The sequence below is a fragment of the Roseiconus nitratireducens genome (genome assembly GCF_008629675.1).
GTDB lineage: Bacteria > Planctomycetota > Planctomycetia > Pirellulales > Pirellulaceae > Stieleria > Stieleria nitratireducens.
In genome coordinates this window covers 692809-711833 of sequence record NZ_VWOX01000001.1, presented here as the reverse complement: position 1 = coordinate 711833, position 19025 = coordinate 692809, and the positions used below count along the sequence as shown (strand labels likewise).

13 protein-coding genes and 1 tRNA gene are annotated in these 19025 nt (G+C 56.3%); 6 read left to right on the top strand and 8 right to left on the bottom strand.

The features are described from left to right. Nucleotides 1-2013: an aceric acid hydrolase gene (locus tag FYK55_RS02305; RefSeq protein WP_235908358.1), complete on the top strand. Its 2013-nt coding sequence runs from the start codon at nucleotides 1-3 to the stop codon at nucleotides 2011-2013. A 113-nt stretch (nucleotides 2014-2126) separates the two neighbouring features. After that, on the top strand, nucleotides 2127-3383 hold the full coding sequence (locus FYK55_RS02300) for a DUF1593 domain-containing protein (protein WP_235908376.1): 1257 nt from the start codon (nucleotides 2127-2129) through the stop codon (nucleotides 3381-3383). A gap of 898 nt (nucleotides 3384-4281) precedes the next feature. Here the strand turns inward: FYK55_RS02300 and FYK55_RS02295 are convergent. The 8 genes from FYK55_RS02295 to FYK55_RS02265 form a co-directional block, all read right to left on the bottom strand. Next, entirely contained in the window at nucleotides 4282-5289 is a 1008-nt protein-coding gene (locus FYK55_RS02295; RefSeq protein ID WP_150074415.1) for a TIGR03067 domain-containing protein, read from the bottom strand. A gap of 64 nt (nucleotides 5290-5353) precedes the next feature. Next, entirely contained in the window at nucleotides 5354-5539 is a 186-nt protein-coding gene (locus FYK55_RS02290) for a hypothetical protein (RefSeq protein WP_150074413.1), read from the bottom strand. Next, nucleotides 5536-10221, bottom strand: a complete 4686-nt coding sequence (locus FYK55_RS02285) for a M56 family metallopeptidase (RefSeq protein WP_150074412.1) — start codon at nucleotides 10219-10221, stop codon at nucleotides 5536-5538. Before FYK55_RS02285 ends, FYK55_RS02290 begins: the two co-directional genes overlap by 4 nt. Then, a complete protein-coding gene (locus FYK55_RS02280) occupies nucleotides 10218-10619 on the bottom strand; it encodes a BlaI/MecI/CopY family transcriptional regulator (RefSeq protein WP_150074409.1) in 402 nt (133 codons plus the stop codon). The genes FYK55_RS02285 and FYK55_RS02280 overlap by 4 nt, the downstream gene beginning before the upstream one ends. Nucleotides 10620-11395: 776 nt before the next feature. Next, entirely contained in the window at nucleotides 11396-12862 is a 1467-nt protein-coding gene (locus tag FYK55_RS02275; RefSeq protein ID WP_150074407.1) for an arylsulfatase B, read from the bottom strand. 273 nt (nucleotides 12863-13135) lie between these two features. Beyond that, nucleotides 13136-14833: an aryl-sulfate sulfotransferase gene (locus tag FYK55_RS02270; RefSeq protein WP_150074404.1), complete on the bottom strand. Its 1698-nt coding sequence runs from the start codon at nucleotides 14831-14833 to the stop codon at nucleotides 13136-13138. A 278-nt stretch (nucleotides 14834-15111) separates the two neighbouring features. After that, a complete protein-coding gene (locus FYK55_RS29965) occupies nucleotides 15112-15234 on the bottom strand; it encodes a hypothetical protein (RefSeq protein ID WP_261344939.1) in 123 nt (40 codons plus the stop codon). Between the two features lie 219 nt (nucleotides 15235-15453). Then, a tRNA-Pro gene (locus FYK55_RS02265) sits at nucleotides 15454-15528 on the bottom strand. Between the two features lie 352 nt (nucleotides 15529-15880). Between FYK55_RS02265 and pyrF the strand changes: the two genes are divergently transcribed. The 4 genes from pyrF (at nucleotide 15881) to pheS (ending at nucleotide 18996) form a co-directional block, all read left to right on the top strand. Further along, nucleotides 15881-16780 (top strand): orotidine-5'-phosphate decarboxylase, encoded by a 900-nt coding sequence (gene pyrF / locus FYK55_RS02260; protein WP_150074402.1) that lies wholly within the window; start codon nucleotides 15881-15883, stop codon nucleotides 16778-16780. 298 nt (nucleotides 16781-17078) lie between these two features. Continuing rightward, complete coding sequence (gene rpmI / locus FYK55_RS02255) at nucleotides 17079-17285, top strand: 50S ribosomal protein L35 (RefSeq protein WP_150074400.1); 207 nt, start codon at nucleotides 17079-17081, stop codon at nucleotides 17283-17285. A 312-nt stretch (nucleotides 17286-17597) separates the two neighbouring features. Next, nucleotides 17598-17954 carry a 50S ribosomal protein L20 gene (gene rplT / locus FYK55_RS02250; RefSeq protein ID WP_150074399.1) on the top strand — a complete coding sequence of 119 codons (357 nt, stop codon included), beginning with the start codon at nucleotides 17598-17600 and terminating at the stop codon, nucleotides 17952-17954. 10 nt (nucleotides 17955-17964) lie between these two features. Continuing rightward, nucleotides 17965-18996 (top strand): phenylalanine--tRNA ligase subunit alpha, encoded by a 1032-nt coding sequence (gene pheS, locus FYK55_RS02245; protein ID WP_150074397.1) that lies wholly within the window; start codon nucleotides 17965-17967, stop codon nucleotides 18994-18996. Nucleotides 18997-19025 lie beyond the last annotated feature (29 nt).

Sequence of the window (19025 nt, the reverse complement as noted above, 5' to 3'; positions counted from 1 at the left end):
ATGTCGAAACTCATGGCACTCGCGCTGTTCATCTGTTGCTGGCTCAGCTCTGGCAAGCTCCAAGCTCAGGAGCGTTCGACAATTTCCCATCGCACCGTTGAACTCGTTCGGTTGTCAAACGTGAAATGGACGGATGGATTCTGGCAAGAACGGTTCGCGATATGTCGCGACCAGACGCTCCCCGCACTTTGGGAAATCATGAGCGGAACGAAACACAAGCCATACCTCGAGCACTTTCGGATCGCGGCTGGTTTGTCGGAGGGAAGTTACCATGGAGCACCATTCAACGATGGGGATTTCTATAAATGGATGGAAGCCGTTTGTGCCGCGCATGCGGTTGATCGCGATCCGGAATGGGACGCGAAGTTGGATGAAATCATCGAGATCATCAGTAAAGCGCAGCGGGCAGACGGCTATATTCACACGCCGGTGCTCATTGCAAATCGTAACGGAAATATGGAAGTGAAACCCTTCGGCGATCGCTTTAACTTTGAGATGTACAACATGGGCCATCTCATGACGGCTGCCTCTGTGCATCATCAGGTAACTGGTAAAGTTCAGTTTCTCACCATCGCTCGTAAAGCGGCGGACTTTCTCGATGAAGTGTTCCGCAACCCAACTCCGCAGCAAGCCGGGCACGCGATCTGCCCGTCACACTACATGGGCCTGATCGACCTGTATCGCGAGACCGGTGAACGCCGCTACCTGATTCTTGCAGAGCGGCTCATCCACATGCGAGACCGAATCGTCGATGGCAGCGATGACAATCAGGATCGAGTGCCGTTTGGGCAGCAGGATGAGGCTGTAGGGCATGCCGTCCGTGCGACATATTTGTACGCAGGGATCGCCGACCTGTATGCCGAGACCGGGGATGAGGAACTTTGGGAGTCACTGACTGCAATTTGGGACAATCTCGTCAAGAAGAAGATGTACATCACTGGCGGCTGCGGAGCGCTCTACGACGGTGCCTCGCCCGACGGATCGAAGAATCAAAGCGAGATCACGCGCGTGCATCAGGCATTCGGACGCAACTATCAGCTGCCCAACGCTACCGCCCACAATGAGACGTGCGCGAACATCGGCAACGTGCTTTGGAGCTGGCGAATGTTCCTGGCCAGCGGTGATGCGCAGCATGTCGATGTGATGGAACTCGCACTCTACAACTCCGTTTTATCGGGCGTCAGCCTGAACGGAACAGACTTCTTTTATACCAACCCGCTACGGCAGCATAATGTGGCTCCGGTTGAAATGCGCTGGTCGCGCACGCGGGTACCCTACATGACGTCGTTCTGTTGTCCGCCTAACGTCGCCCGCACAATCGCCCAAGTCGGTAGGTACGCCTACAGCCGATCGGAACGCGGCGTGTGGGTAAACATTTTCGGGAGCAATACACTCGACACCTCACTCGATGACGGCTACAGAATCAAGTTGAATCAAGCGACGGATTATCCATGGGGCGGACTTGTGAATATCACCGTCGACACTGCTCCGACGACCGAGATGTCACTGTTCGTGCGAATTCCCGGCTGGGCCTATGGCGCTAAGCTGGTTGTGAATGGCGAGCCACGCGAGGTCACGCCCGGCAGCTACGCCGAGATTCGCCGCAAGTGGAATCGCGGCGACGAAATTGAGTTGACGCTACCGATGGAGGCGCAACTGGTCGAGGCACATCCGCTTGTCGAAGAGACACGCAACCAGATCGCAGTCAAACGTGGACCGCTGGTGTACTGTCTCGAATCATCTGACTTGCCGCACGATGTGAACATACAAGACGTGGCGATCCCTTACGATGCAAGTTTCACGCCAAGGTTCGACAAGAGCCTGCTAGGCGGCGTTACCGTGCTCGAAGGGAAGGCCGAAGTTGTGGATGCGAAGCCTTGGGGTGAAGAACTTTACCGTCCCTTCAAGCCTCGCGAGTCGAAAGAGATCGACGTGAAACTGATTCCATACTTTGCTTGGGCCAACCGCGGAAAGTCAGAAATGACAGTATGGTGCCCACAGAGAGATGAATGATGCAGCAGAACTTATCGTGTCGTGTCCGCCACATTGTTCGCGGCAAGCTGGCGTTGATCTTCTTGAGTTGCGTCCTCGCTGTCACTAGTGGAACGACCAACGCACAAGAAAAAGTGAATCGCGCTGCCGAAGCGGGTGATCGCGGTGGCCTGGATGGCCAGCGGTATCGAGTCATCGTTTCGACCGACATCGGTGGAACCGATCCGGATGACTTTCAGTCAATGGTGCATCTACTGGTCTACGCAGATGTCCTGGACATCGAAGGGTTGGTCTCCTCGCCGTTTGGGCCTGGACGAAAACAGCATATTTTGGACGTCATCAAGTGCTACGAGAAAGACTACCGCAACCTGAGAACGTACTCGGAGAGTTACCCAACTCCAGGCCAACTACGGGCGATTACGAAGCAAGGTGAAACCGAATCCGCTCCCTATGCAGGCGTGCGGGAATCGACCGAAGGCTCGCGGTGGATTGTCGAGTGCGCACGTCGCGCTGATCCGCGTCCGCTACATGTGCTGGTCTGGGGAGGGATCGAAGATTTGGCGCAGGCCCTCCATGATGCTCCCGAGATCCTACCGAAGCTCCGTGTCTACTACATCGGCGGTCCCAACAAGAAGTGGGGGCCAGATGCGTATCAGTACATCGCCGATCACCATCCAAAGCTCTGGATCATTGAAGCCAATTCGACCTATCGTGGCTGGTTCAACGGTGGTGATCAGTCCGGCGAGTGGGACAACAAGGAGTTCGTGAAGCAGCACATTGCCGGCCACGGAGCGCTGGGTGAGTTCTTCAACTCGAAACTCGACGCGATCAAGATGGGTGACACGCCTTCCGTTGGCTGGCTGCTGAAGGGATCACCCGATGACCCCACGAAGCCGGGCTGGGGCGGCCAGTTCGTCCGAGCCTGGGACCGCCCCTATTCCGTGTTCAACCGCCTCACGACCGAGGATGATCAGATGGAAGTTTTCGGTGTTCTCGAACTCGTGCTCCCTTTGGGTGACGAAGCGTCAGGCAAGCCAACCGCGCAACTTACCGTCGAGAATCAGATGTTGGTCGGTCACGCACCGGGGGACGGCACAATGCGGTTCCGGTTTTGTCCGAAGGCCATTGCAACCTACCGATACGCGATCCACAGTAACGTCGCCGCGCTTGACCACAAGACGGGTGTGATAACCGCCATCGCCCCGCGACCGGAGATCGCTTGGAAACCTTCCTCGCGATTTCCCAATTGGTGGACTGACGATCCCCTGCCGGACTTCGCCACCGGCGAGCATTTCGGAGCCCAGACAGTGAGCAGGTGGCGACTCGACTATTTGCGAGACTTCGAAGAGCGCCTGAATTGTACTGCTGCTCCAAACAATGCTGCGCGATAAAGCCGCTTGAGAGCGTAGTAGTACATCACGACCGATCTACCGCCGGAATAACTCGACGAGATGAGTCATCCAACTGTATTGGCCGACGCACTAACGAGGGCCAGTGAAATCCTGTAGGGGCAAATCGATTCGTGTACTGCACGTTATATCGACGCGTGACACAGGCTTACGGGCCAAAGAGGATGATGCACCCGCAATACACATGGCCCCAGAATGACCCCGGTCACTTTCGAGCTTTCCCGGCTCCTCTGGCGTCAGAAACTCATGCCGTAGTCGCCGTAAGTGCTTTTGTGGCGATGATTAATGAGTCCGGCATCGTGCCGAGCCCTTGAGCAAAAAGTTCTATTGGCGTCCTGTCGCCCCGACTACAGCTCAAAACAGCTCGTCGCGTCGATTCGCGGCGAGCTGTTTTTCTGTCAACGGCAAGGGTTTACGCTGATTTCTTGACGTTTACTGCCAGTTCAAACCACCTTCCGAATTTGCGTCGTCTTTGACGTCCATTTCCGTAACGCGTCGAATCGAAAGCAGTTAGCGAGCTTAAATCCAATCGCCACTTACCAGAGACTTGGGCGGCAATGATCCGCGCCTACCCAAGTCGTCAACGCTGCTCAGCCCTGTGTCGGCGGGGATCGCCGAGAACCCCACTCTGTTGGCCGGGGGGCATTGGCAGCAGCGCGATGGGGGGCGATACCGGGCCGCTGCTCGCCATGATCGGCGCGACCGGCACTCGTGATTGAACTCGCTCTTCACTGCACGCTGAGAAACTGTTGCGGGAAAGCAAAATTTTACCCGACAGCAGTTAAACACACGATTTGGAGATCCTTACACAAAAAGGGAAAAGATAATTTTCCGCGTCAGTCAGTATCCATTGAATGCGGGGGCAGCCTATTGGCGACCTTCAGTGGCATTCGACTGGCTCAACCTGCCGATCCGCGAGCAGACGTGCGATGCGGAGCTTGTGCCGAGCAATAACGGATCGATTTGCGACTCCATGGGAAGATAGCGATTCCAGTCGCTGCAAGTGTTGTTGTTCAATCTCGAAGGCTCGACGCAATACTTCGTCAGCTTTCGCTTGATCTTTTTCGTGAAGCGCATGCTGCTGTTGCACGCTGAGCAACCGCAACTCACCCCCGCGTAGCTTTTCGCCGCCGACGTAGCCTTGGGAAGTCAGTTCTTTCAATCGTTCGAATCGCGCCTTTTCAAGCTTGATTTCACCTTGCAGGAGCATGGCGATTCCCGCTTCATCTCCCTGAAGCCGAAGCAGAATAAGCCGGGCATCGAACAATTCGGATCGAAGCTCGTCGATTCGCGTCTTTGAGACGTGCCCCGCTTTCGCGCCTGCTTCCATACTCAACCTTTCAGCTTCAAGTGCGGCAACGGCCTGATTGGCGAATTGCAGTGCCTTGGCACCTCCGTCTGCGATCGGTTTCGCAGCAACAGCCGTGGTTGCGGTATCGCGAGCCAAGACAAGGAATGTCAGACGAGATCCTTCAGGGGCGTTAAACTCCTTCGGAGGATCAACAGAGGAGTCGGCTGGCATGCAGAGAATCAACTCATTGCCATCGATCTTATAGATGCATCGAAGCTTCGCCCCCTTCGGTGCTTTGCCGCGAGTCTCAATCGTGACAATTTGCATCGATTTCGGATCCGTAGCTGGATCGAGCGTAAACTGATAGGTGTGATCAGGGCTGCCACCACCAGACATGGTCATGATGTCATCGGAGAAGGTGATCTGAAGATCTCCAACGCCCTCCTTAAGAAATTGTTGTTTTAGAGTCTTCCCACTGAAGACTCCATGCGAAAGCACCCATGTACCTTGCAACATCGTCGTATCTTTCGGAGCATCCTCCGCAATTGCGACGGAACATACAAACATTGAAATTGCAACTCTAAGCAGGACATTCATTGTGGTTCCTTTTCTGTTGGTTACCCGAGTGGCAGGACAGCAAGCGAGCCGAAGCGTGAGGACGTCACTTGGAATCGTCAACACGCTTCGTCGTTCGCAATGTCATCAACCAGCCAGCAATCCCGAAAATGCCGACAATACAGCCGACAACTTGGATAAAAAGAGCCGTGTCGTCGTGAGCAATCACCGCACTTCCCAACAATAAGGCAGCGGCGATGACAACAATGATGGCAGCACTGATGCTTTTCATTTCAGTCTCATTGAATTCTTTGTTTGGCTGGGGTGAGTCGGGCGTGGGCGCTGGTAGACGACCCCCGCAGAGTCTGTGTCCAAATCCAAGGGGCTGTCGCTACACGAGGAAGTCCACTGGATTGCGAGGGAATCAACGGAAGTTCTGTCGGCACCGCCGCGCAGGAAGATGCGTGGATTGCCACCGGTGACAACTCCGTACCAGAGATAAAGCTCACCGTCTTTCCTGGCTATCATCAGTTCCGATTCGCCACCGTAATCGAACTTAATCGTTCCCGACACAACGGCAGCATGTCCTTTTTGCTCAAGGAATTCCCGATACTGATTCTCGTATGTGTCCGACGTTTTGCGATAAGACTCGCCGAACTGCTTGTCGATCGCGATCGCGAAACCCGTCTGGTTCGCTTCGACCAATTTTGAATCAAGCAAATGGTGCGATGCCTCGGTTGCCTCCCACTTGCCAGTGAGTGCCTGAAAGCTATCGGTCGTCGAAGTTTCGTCAACGTGGGGTTTTGCAGATTGAATCGCCTCGCGTTGCGTTGTGGGCATGCCATTGCCACACAGCAAGCGATGTGCCGTGGATTCTTCCCACGTGACGGGGAAGGTGAGAAGTTTTGCATTGCGGTCCACGACGATCTTTGATTCTTGTCCGGGACGCTGCGTAAGCATCGCCGCGTTGTATGCGTCGCGAGACTCGGACTTGGGCCAACGGAACGGACCAATTCCCACGATCACGTCATCGACATGCAATCCGATCTCTCGCGCCGGTGAACCGAGGTCAGAAACTCGCAGTATTTTGCGTTCGCTTTCATCGCCGGAGACGGTGGCGACGATGTTCAACCAAACGGCCGCCATGCGACGAACGTGCGATTCGGGCAGCAATAAGTGAAATTGCCGAAACTGATCGTCCGTAATGACGGGGCCGAAGAAGACGATTTCTGACTTTGGGCTAAAGCTCACGCAGTACTGCAACAAATCGTCAATTGCATACCCGCCCAGAAAATCGCTGGGGACGACATACCGATGGCTCGCACCACCGATCCCGCCGGGAGTCACGAGGATGCCGTGAGACTGCAAACGCTTGAATTGTTCCGACCGTTGCAACTGTCGAAGCAACTGCTGTACTTGTTTGGCATTCTCTGCAGGCATAACCTTGCCAATGCCTTTCAGATACGCAGTTAGCTCATCGCGAGGTCGGGTCAGCAGCACCCGAAATCCGAAGTCATTGATTCGCTTTTGGGGACCTTTGGCGGTGTAGGTCGCCAGTTCGATGCCGATCAGGACAACCGCCTCGAAGTCGTCGGAGTCAGTGAGTGTTTGCCATGCGTCTCGGACATCATTGGGATCGGTTCGCTCAGCAATGATCGTTTGCTTCGCCCCGATTAACTTGTATTCGATGGGCTTGCCTTCCAATTCACGACGTGCGGGAATCGTCCACGACAACTCGCGCAGGCTTTCGGGACGCGAGGTCAAATGGACCAGACTCGGCAATGCTTCCTTCCACCTGAAATGAACGGCGTCTGCACAAGCGACATCGACATGCCGATGCTTCAAAAGCATGTCCAAGTACGCGGACTTTGCCGCCGGACGCAACGGTCGATGAACTAAGGCAAAGTCGGCTGCTGCGCTGATGTCTTTGTAGTCAGACTCGTGCAGCCTCATCAGCAGCTTGGTGGCAGCATCGGTACGAATGGAAGCGAGTGATCCGATCAGCCCACGAAGTGCGGTGGGCTCCTGCGTTTGCTCGATCGCTATTTCAATTCGTCCGAGTGCTTCATCGCCAAACCGTTCCATCAGTCGTGCGCATGAGTTGGCAGTGATTTTGCCCTCGTCTTCAATCTGCGTTCCAACGATCAACAAGTCAATTCGATCGTCGCCTCCGGTGAGTTTGAGTTTCTCGCGGATCGTCTCCTGGCGGAAAAGCGTTCCGAGCGAGTACCAGACGAAACCATGGCCCTCGCCCATGCAAACGGCCTGTGTGTGGTAAGGGCTGGAAGCGGTTTTCCAGAGGATTTTTAATCCTAGAACCGCCAGCGACGACTGCGTAAGCCGCGAGCCGCTATCCGCGGGTGTTGACGCATCGGACCGGCGGCTAGCGTCTTGCCGCTCACGGGGGAATAGCACGAATTCCCAGTCCTCATGCTTGCGTTCAAACGGTCCAGGCTCATCCGGTGGCGCTTCTTTTTGTTGCGGCAGACTCGAGTATTCCTCCCACGTTCGGCGAAGCGTGATTCGGTAGCCGAGCGAGTCGTCTGCCAGCACCGTTGGTAGTTTGTCGACATGATGAAGCTTCCATGTTGATGAACCAGCAGCAGCCACGACGCGATCTGCGAGTCTTTTGAGAGCTGCATCGCGCAACATTGGGCGGTCTTCTTTCGCAGCTGCCATCGCTGCGCGGGCGGCCACACTCTCGCGAGCATTGGCGAGTTCCTTGGTGAGGTACTCCGCCTTTTCGGCTTCTGTCTGCAAGTTCATGCCGCCGGGCATCAAGCGTCCATCGATGCCATAGCCGTTGTGATTGACCAGCCATGCGCTCTGCACAACCATCGCCTCGGTTCGCATTGTCAGCCACTGTTTGGCAAACTCAATGCGACTGGCTTGATCTTCTCGCGTGCCTCCGCCGAGTGTTGCATACACAGTGGCGGCGCCCAGTGTTTCTCGACAAACCAGATCATTTCCGATGGAAAGGACCTTTCGAAACGCTTTGGCAGCCAGATCGTTGTCCGCCGTTTCACCCTGGCCAGCGTTAAAGTTGTATGCCGCCAGCGACCCGATGCGCCACCACGCGAAGATTTGTTGCTCGCGAGTCAGACCGTCTTGCTGCAGTACTCGATTCCAATTTGCGATTTTTTGCCGTTGCCCTGCGTGTTTGATAGAGGCGCGTCCGAAAGACGGATCACTGTCATAGGCGGCTTGAAAAAGCCGCCTTGTTTCGTCCGATATCGGTCCATCGTTTATAGCTTCGTCTCCATATGGTTTCGACTCCGTGACTTTTTCTATCAATGGGGAACTTAGCAATTCCGGAAGGCTTAGCCGCTTGATCTTCATGTTGGCTGGCAGGTGTCTCGCGCGGAACACCAGAACGCGATCTGATTTCTGCTCACCTGCCGTATCGAGTTGCATTGACGCAAGCGATTCAAATTCATCGCCGAACCACGATGACTGGGGAGCGATCTGTCGACCGCCGATGCCACCGAGCGAAACCCCGTCACGTCGATCGATAGGATTGTCGATCGACCAGTTGAACCTATCGAACTGAAGTCCGCCGTTGTATCGCCGAACTGCCTGCCACTCGATTCGCAGGATCGCACCGTCGACTTCGGAGATGACGCTTCCAGCACCACCTTCAGTTCGAATCGGTACTTTCCAATCGACCGCCACTCGCCAGCTTCCTGAGTTGACATCTTCTTCCGATTTTGGGCCGGGCGTCAGAACCGCCATTTGCACCTGAAGGGTACCGGTTACGGTGTCCGTATCCTCGGTTTCCTTCGCCTGAACAAGGCCCACAATCAGCGGCGGCACGGTCATTAGCGGAATGAGCAGCGATCCCAACAGAACGGCGCCGACGCGTGTCAATCGGAGTTGCGTTCGTTGTGTCATTGTCATCAACCTTGTTACCCGAGACTCGAATTGCGAACGGTCAGTCCCCGTCGCGGTCGCTGCAATGGCTCCGGTTGGTTCAACGGCCACACACAATTCAGCCATGCGCAACAAGGCTCCGGCATACTCCATCGGTCCATGCCCGGTTGAAACCACCAGATCGTCACAGCACACTTCGCGATGGCGACTGATCCGCCGACTTAGATACCAAACAACCGGGTGAAAAAAGAAAAACGATTCAATGGTGCGTTGAAGCAATGTCGCCAGCAGGTCATAGCGTCGAATATGTGCCAGCTCATGGCTGATGATTGTGGCGAACTGTTCCGGAGTAAGCCCCGTGATGATCGAAGCTGGTATCAACACCATCGGTCGTACGACACCGACAACGGTTGGCACGGCAACTCTTTCGCATAGAGCAACAACGGGCACGATTCGCAATCCAACACGGCGTGCTTGTTCGGCCACGATGTTGAGCAGATGCGAATCATCAAGCGGCTGCGAGGTCGATCGCAATCGATGCCCGCCCCAGACGGCCAGCGTCAGCCGAATGAGAAAAACAGCTACACCAAGCAAGTAGGCTACGACAATTATCGGAGCCAGATTCGGCAGCCACGCGTGTTCATTTCGAGCGACATCGAGATCTTCAAAGACGATGTTATTTCCCTCGACGGTTGACGGTGAGTCTACCGCAACTTGAGACTTTTGCGGTTCGGCTGCTATCGTGGTTTGGACCATCGAGTTGCCCGAAAGCTCATACACTCCGGCCGGCGGTCCTGCAGGTGGACCATTGATTTGTTCCGGAGCGGACTCGGGCTCGTCTGATACAACTTCACTCGCCACGGCAACCTGCATTGGTGTGGTGACATCCACGTTGCCCATCGTCAACACAAAGCATACTGGCAAACCGGCCAGCGCGACCAAATGCAAAACGTACCGAGAACTTGCCGACGCCTTTCTCAGCAACCGATCGAGGCTCGCAACAACCAAGCCAATCAACACGCCCTGCCACAATAAATGGGCGAGCGAAAGTGCTATGACATGCGTCCAACTTCCAGCGAACCAGTGATGCCAGAGATCGTTCATTGCTGCTTCTCCCGCATCTTCTGATTGAACACGTGGCGAAGTCGCTTCAACGAGTCCGCGTCCAGGTCCGTCACGTCAAACAGATTCAGCAGAACGGCCTCGGCAGACCCATCAAACACCCGATCCACCAGGTTGCCCAGCATACTTTTTGACACAGCATCGACGGAAACCAGCGGCTCGAACCGAAACGCCTTACCCTCGACCGGATCGAGCTGCTTTAATTGCCCCTTGGCAACCATCTTTTGCAGCGTGGTAATCACGGACGTGTGAGCCAGATCGCGTCCATGCGAAGCCAACGCATCACGGATTTCGCGAGCTGTTTTCGGTGAATTGGCCCACAGCACTTTGAGCATTTGCAGCTCTAGTTCGGTCGGCTGCGGTGTCGTCGATCGGGTCATGGTCGTGCTCCCGGCTAGCCATTCTTTTTCTATCCCTGTAGAAATCTTACGCAATCGAGAACAGGGGGGTAAGTCCTATTTCTATGTTGATAGAAAAAAACTGGCCAAGGCCATAAATGTCTTGACTGTCAGCAGCAAACGCTTTACCAGAAAGCTTCTCGTGACCTGGTGCGTGTGACCGGACAAGAGCCGCTTAACGCGCGTGTGCACACAATGCAACCGCTTCGTTGTCACCTGTGTGCCAACGTATTCACGGCCAGTCCGACAGCCAACATCGGCCAGGCCCTGAGAAAGTCTACCGACGCCACGGCAGCTAGCGCGATCGCGCTGCTGAAATACCACACCGCGTTTTAGGACATAGTAGAAATCGCGAACACCGATTCGGCTTGAACGCGATTGCAGTCTGCATAAGTTGGACAATCCGGCCCCTAGTCGAGAATTGTGTGCCTGTAGGTGGAATTGAACACCTCTGCAGTCTGCGCCATCAGCATGAAATCCAGTATATGGACGGCCTAAGCTCCGTGTTGCTGGTACCGTAATTGCTCAATGAGGGCGTGTCTTTGGTCAGCGTGTGCATGCCAGTCTTGAAATCGGGGGGTCGAGATCCGGTTAGAGCTTTCTTTGCTCCGCTCGCTCTGACCTGCAATCATCAAATCCAGTGAGTTTTGCATCGCAGAGTCTCTAATCGGACACCCCCCCAAACGCAGGAAGTAAGACGACCTCCGCAACGTGCTCGTTGGCCAATCGCACCAACGAGTCTTTCAAGCCCATGGCGTTCAGGGTCGATCGGGATCGCCAAAACGTTCGTCCGTGATTGACGGACCGTGCGCATCGAGTGGGGCCGGGTCTTTATTCTCTTCGCTGGCGATGAGCGGCTTACCATGTGCCAAACCAACGCGAGTTACGTAGATCAACGCCAGCGGTTTGGCCGACTCACCTCCCAAAAAATTGAGGCGATCTTGCATGGCCGCTACCCTTTCGGGATGTGCGGAGGCCACGTTGTCTTGCTCGTAAGGGTCGGTGGCCAGGTTGTAGAGATCGACGCTGGTTGGAATGAGTGAACGCCAGATCAGTTTCCAGTCTCCCTGTCGCAACGCCCCCCGGAAAGGTTCGACATTGTAGACGACCTCGGTTCTTGGCGATGGGCTGCCATTGGCAATCGTCTCCCAGACATTCACGCCGTCCAATGGCTTGCACTTGGCAGTCGACGCACCAGCGAGTGCGGCGAACGTTGGATAGAGGTCCACCGCGTGGATGATCCCTTCCACCGCTTGCGGCTTGATCTTCCCAGGCCAGTTCGCGCATGCCACGACGCGGTTGCCCCCCTCAAACAGTGATCCCTTGCCATCGCGATAGGGACCATTATCGCAAGGGAGGACGGTCTTCGACAGGTCGGTCATCTGCCCGGCAAACATCGCGTTTTTGGTGCCGCCGTTGTCGCTATGCAGCAGAATCAGCGTGTTTTTACGGAGCCCCTTCTTCTCAAGTGCAGAAACAACCTTGCCGATCTCGTCATCGAGGCAAGCGATCATGCCCGCATAAATGCGACGCGTTGGCACCGTGATGTCTGCGAACCGCTCGATGTATTCCTGGGGGGCTTGATAAGGTGTGTGCGGCGCATTGAACGCCAGATAGAGATAAAAAGGTCGGTCGGCAGCCTGCCGGTGGATGAAGTCCACCGCGTCGGCACCGAGCAGTTGCGTGGTGTAGCCTTTCTCTTTCACCGGCTTGTTGTTGCGGAACCAATCCAGCACGCCAGCGTCACTGTGCGTGAAGTAGTCCAACTCGCCTATCATCGCGCCGTACTGATAGTCGAAACCCCGTTGCTTCGGCCAATACTTCATGTGGGCATGCCCGAGATGCCACTTGCCGATGATCGCGGTGCGGTAGCCCGCATCCTTCAGGCACTGCGGCAACAGATACTCGGTCGTGTCGAGGCCATAATCGGCGGGGCCAGGGATCACAATGGTTTGCAACCCATAGCGAAACGGATAACGCCCGGTCATCAACGCCGCACGAGTGGGCGTGCACATCGACTGAGTGTAGAACTGCGTGAGTTTCGCACCACCACTGGCGAGTGCGTCGATGTTTGGGGTTCGAACATCAGTCGCCCCGTTAAAGCCAACGTCCTTCCAGCCGAGATCGTCGGCGACGATGTGGACGATGTTTGGCCGATCCGCCGCATGAGCAACAACAGCCAAAAGAAACCATACCGCACAACAAGCCAACCAAATCTGTTTCATTCGAGTACTGATCTTTCGATACGAACGTGTCTTGTGGCACCGACAATGTGAGCACTGATCGATAACAGAACGAAACTTCGAGTATCTGCTCGTATTGCGTCAGTCGATTGCCAAGTGCGACAGGTGGACGACCGCTGAAGCCGAGAAAGCCGCTGAGAATTACGACCCGACATCACGGAGCGAGTTTAATCAAAGCGGCTAGAGCAGGCAACGCTTGACGCAGGAGCTGGAACGCTTTCGTCCGACACTCACACGACGCACCCCATCCACCCATCACGGCTGAAGTGACGAAACAGGGATACAACCAAAAATATTCCAGCCGATCTTGGGGTTGCCACCAGTCGGTTCGAGTCGCAAATCCCATACGATCTTCGCTGGCGTCGTATGTGTGTATTCTCGGCAGCGAGTCATCTGACCAATTTGCGAGCGAGTCTTCCATGAGACTTTATGGACCTGTGACGGATCGAGGATTGCTCCATAGCCGACGAGAATATTTCCTTTCTCTGGTGTCTCTGACGCGCTGCCCATTGCAATCGTGACGACCTTTTCTTCGTCCGCGGTCTCGGAAGTCCAAACCTGTTTCGCCGTCAGGGTCTTTTCGTCAAGTTCGTATTCGACCGCCCGACTCCACGTCTTCGCCAACGACGTTGGCTCATTAAATGGTCTTGCACGATAGTTTCCATTGTCGAACAAAAGAAGCGTTCCACGAGATGTGAACGTGGGAGCGTGTTGATGCCAACTCCATCGCGCATCTCCCTGCAATTGAATGAGTTTCGATTGAAGTTCTTTTGACCAGCCGGATGGCTCACCGAAAATCCAGAGAATTTCTCCGGTCTTTCGGTCAACTTTGACAACGGCGCTCAAGTAACGAAAGTTGATAAGAACCGAATCGTCATCGAGCTTGGTGATTTCGTTTGCGTGCGACCAATCAATCGTGTCTGGAAATCCCCTACGCTGCCAATAATGCGAGAACGTCTCGTAGCCAATACGACGTGAAGAAAGATGATCAAAGGCTTTCCAACTCCATACGATCTTACCGCCGGGAGTGAACTCGACAGCGCGGTCGCCCATCACCCACTGGTCTTGTCGAGGAGCGTCTGCTTCATACTCACTGGTGTAGTAATTCTCGATCTTTCGCCGCTCACTTGAGAGAGCTAACACATTGCCGTTGTCGAGCAAATCGGCATCGTGGTGAAAGGTCAGAGTCTCCACGGGGGTCGCTGTTGATTTTCCCTGTGGACGCTGTGAGGCATACCACGACCGTATCTCGTTGCCGAGCATGTCTATTTCAACAAGCCGGTAGTCGGCAGTGACATATAAAATGTGCCCGTTGTCCATGTAGTTGAATCCGGCAATGCGAGAGTCCGTCTTGTAGAACCAGACAGGCGTGCCAGCTTGGTCAACCATCAGCAACATCCCAAAGCTCTCGCCGAACTCTCGCTCTTGTTCGTTTCCGGCTTGGGTCTGGCGTGGTATTCTCCTTCTCGGGTTGAACAGTCGAAATCCCGGTTCGGCCATCTTTGAGTCGCTGGTGGCAATTGCAATCTTGGGAAACTCGGCAGGGTCACTTGGTAGCTTCGGAGATTGGAACGTAAGCGGTTCAGATGAAGCTATCTCGCCCCCAGCATTCTTGATGGAAACCACGAGTTCGTGTTTGCGATCCGGTCGGAAACCGATGACTGGAAGCCCCTTCTCCGCCTTGCGAGCAGCATCGTAGGTGAACTCCCAACGATGCTCGCCCTCCGTGAGAGTAATCGTCGTTTCAACAGGCTGGTTTGCCTTGAACGTGACGACCGCTGCTAGTGGCACACTCTGGTTGGGGTTGTTGGAAACCACAGGGTCTTCCACGAATTGAGGAAGTTTCTCTTCAGCGTTCGTTCGTGAGTGCACCGCTCCGCTGACCGCTATCGCGAGCACCAGAATCCACTTGAATCTCGACATTGCTCTTCTTGCTCTGACTTCTTTCAGCATGGGAGATGATCGGCTTCATTCTACCCAGGGCCTTCGCACGTCGATGCCGTTTCGGCCTAAGGGCTGCGTTGACTCCGTTGAAGTCAAGTCGATCACGCCGACTGTCTGATTGCTGTCATGGAGATTCAAGGGATGGAAGGACAATACCAAGCCGCTGTGTTGACTCAGTGACCACGGCGAATTTGCCAAGGCGCTTCTTGGCTGTCAGAATGCGTCCTTTCGTAGATGCGGGCGGGGATAAGGCGGCTTATCCTGCGTCCAACCAAGCACGTAACAGCCTATTCGAACCAGCCCCGCCTGTAGAGCAAACCTCCCGTGACCAAAGCTGAAAGCCCCAGCAGGGCGAGCACGACGAGGTAGCCGTGAGAGGCTCCCATCGCCGGCAAGTCGTTGAAGTTCATGCCGTAGATCGCCGTTTGCGGTCGGGCGCGTTCAGACCCGGGTGATCCTGACAAGCACCCACCGCAGTGATAAATGCATTCGCTCTGAAGGCATCGGCGGCAGGTGAGACACCGGGATCGACCGGCCTTGACGGCTCAGGACGAACCCGCCTGCGGAGCATCTGAGAACCCGAAACAGGAAAAACCCTGCAAGACGCAGGGTTTCAGGTCTGACGGTAGTCGGGATGACAAGATTCGAACTTGCGACCTCTGCACCCCCAGTGCAGCGCTCTAACCAGGCTGAGCCACATCCCGTCGGCCCGCTAGATTAGCGAACGCGTCCCTGGTTTTCTAGAGCGCCCTCGTCACCAATGATGAAGCGCCGTGTCCGTCGGCTCGCGCCGACGGTGGGGACTGTCGCCGCTTCGCGGCTGGGGGTGGTGTGGCCAGCCGTGTCCGTCGGCTCGCGCCGACGGCGACGGACAGATTGCCCCGCTTTTCTCTGACGGGCGAAGCTGCCGCACAGAAGGCGAAGAACGCCCGTGTTTTTGTTAGGCGACGGGCCCCGTGTTCTGCAGCACGGGGGCTTCGCCGGATGCCGAAATGCGTTTGCGGATGGTACGATCAGGCCCGCATTGCCCTTTCCACTTCCAGGAGACCTTTCCCGATGACCTTTGCTTCGCGTCTGGCCGCCGCGGTTCGCCGCACCCGTTCGGTGACCTGCGTCGGACTCGATCCCCGCAAAGCCAATCTGCCCGCCGGACTCCGCGAGACGGTCCAGGGAGACCGGCCCGAGGAATGGGCCGCAGCATACACCCAGTTTTGCTGCGAAATCCTGGATGCCGTCGCCGACCTGGTCCCTTGCGTGAAACCCCAGGCGGCGTTCTTTGAACAACTGGGACCGGCCGGAATGATTTCCCTGGGTGAGGTCATCGCCTACGCCCGAAAGAAGGACGTCCTGGTGATCCTGGACGGCAAGCGCAACGACATCGGCAGCACGGCGACCGCGTACGCCGATGCCTACCTGGGCGGGGAGAGTCCCTGGGGCAGCGACGCCCTGACGGTCAGCCCGTACCTGGGTCGCGATTCGATCGAACCCTTCGTGGAGGTCTGCGATGCCCGCCGAGCCGGGATCTTTGTGCTGGTGAAAACCTCCAACCCCGGCGGCGGGCTACTGCAGAACCGCCAGACCGACGGCCAAACGGTGTACGCCCGCGTGGCGGAACTGCTGACCGAATTGAATGCCCCGCGGACCGATTCCGATGGCTACGGCCCGCTGGGAGCCGTCGTCGGTGCCACGTATCCTCAAGAATTGGCCGAAATGCGATCGGCGATGCCCCACAGCTGGATCCTGATCCCGGGGTTCGGGGCTCAGGGCGGAGCGGCCGAGGACGTCAAAGCCGGATTCCATCCTGGGGGCCTGGGCGCCGTCGTCAACAGCTCGCGGCACATCATCTTTGCCCATGCCCGCCCCGAATTTGCCGAAACCTACGGTGACGCCCGCTGGCAGGACGCGGTCCGCGCGGCGACCGAGCAAATGAACCAGCAGCTGAACGTCGTGGACTGACCCAAACGCCGTTTTTCTCGGGATTCAGCGGTCCGAACCCTCTTCCGCATCCCCGCGGCAGTTGCTACCCTTCGCGGTCCCTCAGCGTCGACGAAAAGCCGTTGCGGCCGCCGACAAGCGGATGTCGCACGCCACCAGTCGGACACGAAAAGGCTCGCGTCGGACCCTTCGGTCAGCCGATCAATCGGCAGGCCCTATCCAAATCACGCGAATTGGGCCCAATCACGCGAATTGCGTCACGCCACCCGGCGTTTCGCCCGGCAACTAATCAAAGCACCCTCAACCCAATCATTGGACCATGGGCACAAAAGTTAAAACGCACAAAGGCACGAAAAAACGCTTCCGCTTGACCGCGACCGGCAAAGCCATGCACCGTCAAAGCGGTACCAGCCACCTGGCACAGGGGCTGACCAAGAAACGTCGCCGCAACCTCCGTGGAACCACCGCCGTGGATCCCTGCATGGAGAAGACCATCCAGGCGTCGCTGAACGGTTACAGCTACTAAGCGGAACGCGTTGTCGCGTCGTAGGTCATGCTGTGCATGACATTCGATTCGTGTTTACCGGCATGCACATTCGCCGGCATGCGTTACCGAAGTTCACCGGCATGCACAGCATGCCCTACCGAGGCTCGAGTTGTGTTGGCATGCACAGCATGCCCTACCACTGCAGTCTGCATGCACAGCATGCTCTACCACTGCAGCTAGACATTCAAAATCATTTTCCATTCCCATTTGGATGGGCGAAACGCCGGTGCGTCGGCTGGACCGATGACGCCGGGGCCTGATTCCAGAGCAACCTGAGAAGGATCCGCACCAATGCGTGCCACCAAAGGAGCCGCCCGTCGGCAATCAAAGAAACGTCTGTTCAAACGTGCCAAGGGTTACCGCGGCGGACGTGGAAAGCTGACACGAACCGTCAAGGAAACGCTGGTTCGCAGCGGTGCGTACGCGTTTCGCGACCGACGCGTCCGCAAACGTGAATTCCGACGTCTGTGGATCACCCGACTGAATGCCGCCTGCCGGATGAACGACATCCGCTACAGCGAGTTCATCCACGGCCTGAAGAAGGCTGGCATCGAGATGGACCGCAAGACGCTGTCGGAAATGGCGATTCACGACGAAGCCAGCTTCAAGACCGTCGTCGACAAGGTCAAAGAAGCTTTGGCCGCGTAACATCTGTTCGATGTCACTGCAAAACTTTCTATCCGCCCTCGACTCGTTGAAGAGCGAGGCGATTTCGACACTTGATTCCGTCAAGGATGCCGACGCGTTCGAGGCTGCGCGGGTCAAGTACGTCGGACAGAAAAAAGGCGCCCTCCGCGACATCCAAAAGCAGATGGGCAGCGTCGCCGCCGAAGATCGCAAGTCGGCAGGCATGCGTTTGAACGAAGTCAAACAGGCAATTGAGGCCGCGGTCAACGATGCCCAGAATCGACTGGGCGGTGGCGGCGGCAGCGATTCCGACCCCACCTTCGATCCCACCCTGCCCGGCGTTCGGCCCAACATCGGGCACGTCCATCCGATCACCCAGACGATTTCGCACCTGACCGAAATCATGGGACGGATGGGGTTCGAAGCGGCCGAGGGTCCCGAGGTTGAGGATCCCTGGCACAACTTCGTGGCCCTGAACATTCCCGAGGACCATCCGGCCCGGGATCCGCTGGACAACTTTTACCTGGCGACGGCCCAGACCGGCGACGAGCGTCGTAACGAAGAAGGCAGCCGGCTGTTACGCAGCCAGACCAGCACGGTCCAGATCCGGGTGATGGAAAACCGGCAGCCGCCGATCCGGGTCATTTCGCTCGGGCGCGTTTATCGGCCCGACGATCCCGACGCGACCCACTTTCCGATGTTTCATCAGATGGAAGGGCTGTTGGTCGACACGCACGTGACGATGGCCAACTTGAAGACCGTGCTGCGAGTCTTCGCCACCAACTACCTGGGCGGCGACGTGGAGATACGTTTCCGTCCGTCGTTCTTTCCGTTCACCGAACCCAGCGTCGAAGTCGACTTTCTGTGGGACGGCCAATGGATCGAATTCGGTGGCGCCGGGATGGTCGACCCCAATGTCTTTCGCGCCGTCGGCTATGACCCGGAAGAAGTGTCAGGTTTCGCATTCGGGCTGGGTGTCGAACGCTTGTGCATGCGTCGTCACGGGATCAAAGACATCCGTGATCTGTACAGCGGCGACATGCGTTTTTTAAGCCAGTTTTAGGTCGCGGATTATTCCGGAGTGCCTGTCGA

What these genes read in the sequence shown, in the direction of transcription:
- FYK55_RS02305 (WP_235908358.1), top strand. Translation starts at nt 1, where the DNA reads ATGTCGAAACTCATGGCACTCGCGCTGTTCATCTGTTGCTGGCTCAGC.
- FYK55_RS02295 (WP_150074415.1), bottom strand. Translation starts at nt 5,289, where the DNA reads ATGAATGTCCTGCTTAGAGTTGCAATTTCAATGTTTGTATGTTCCGTC.
- FYK55_RS02290 (WP_150074413.1), bottom strand. Translation starts at nt 5,539, where the DNA reads ATGAAAAGCATCAGTGCTGCCATCATTGTTGTCATCGCCGCTGCCTTA.
- FYK55_RS02285 (WP_150074412.1), bottom strand. Translation starts at nt 10,221, where the DNA reads ATGAACGATCTCTGGCATCACTGGTTCGCTGGAAGTTGGACGCATGTC.
- FYK55_RS02280 (WP_150074409.1), bottom strand. Translation starts at nt 10,619, where the DNA reads ATGACCCGATCGACGACACCGCAGCCGACCGAACTAGAGCTGCAAATG.
- FYK55_RS02275 (WP_150074407.1), bottom strand. Translation starts at nt 12,862, where the DNA reads ATGAAACAGATTTGGTTGGCTTGTTGTGCGGTATGGTTTCTTTTGGCT.
- FYK55_RS02270 (WP_150074404.1), bottom strand. Translation starts at nt 14,833, where the DNA reads ATGCTGAAAGAAGTCAGAGCAAGAAGAGCAATGTCGAGATTCAAGTGG.
- FYK55_RS29965 (WP_261344939.1), bottom strand. Translation starts at nt 15,234, where the DNA reads ATGAACTTCAACGACTTGCCGGCGATGGGAGCCTCTCACGGCTACCTC.
- pyrF (WP_150074402.1), top strand. Translation starts at nt 15,881, where the DNA reads ATGACCTTTGCTTCGCGTCTGGCCGCCGCGGTTCGCCGCACCCGTTCG.
- rpmI (WP_150074400.1), top strand. Translation starts at nt 17,079, where the DNA reads ATGGGCACAAAAGTTAAAACGCACAAAGGCACGAAAAAACGCTTCCGC.
- rplT (WP_150074399.1), top strand. Translation starts at nt 17,598, where the DNA reads ATGCGTGCCACCAAAGGAGCCGCCCGTCGGCAATCAAAGAAACGTCTG.
- pheS (WP_150074397.1), top strand. Translation starts at nt 17,965, where the DNA reads ATGTCACTGCAAAACTTTCTATCCGCCCTCGACTCGTTGAAGAGCGAG.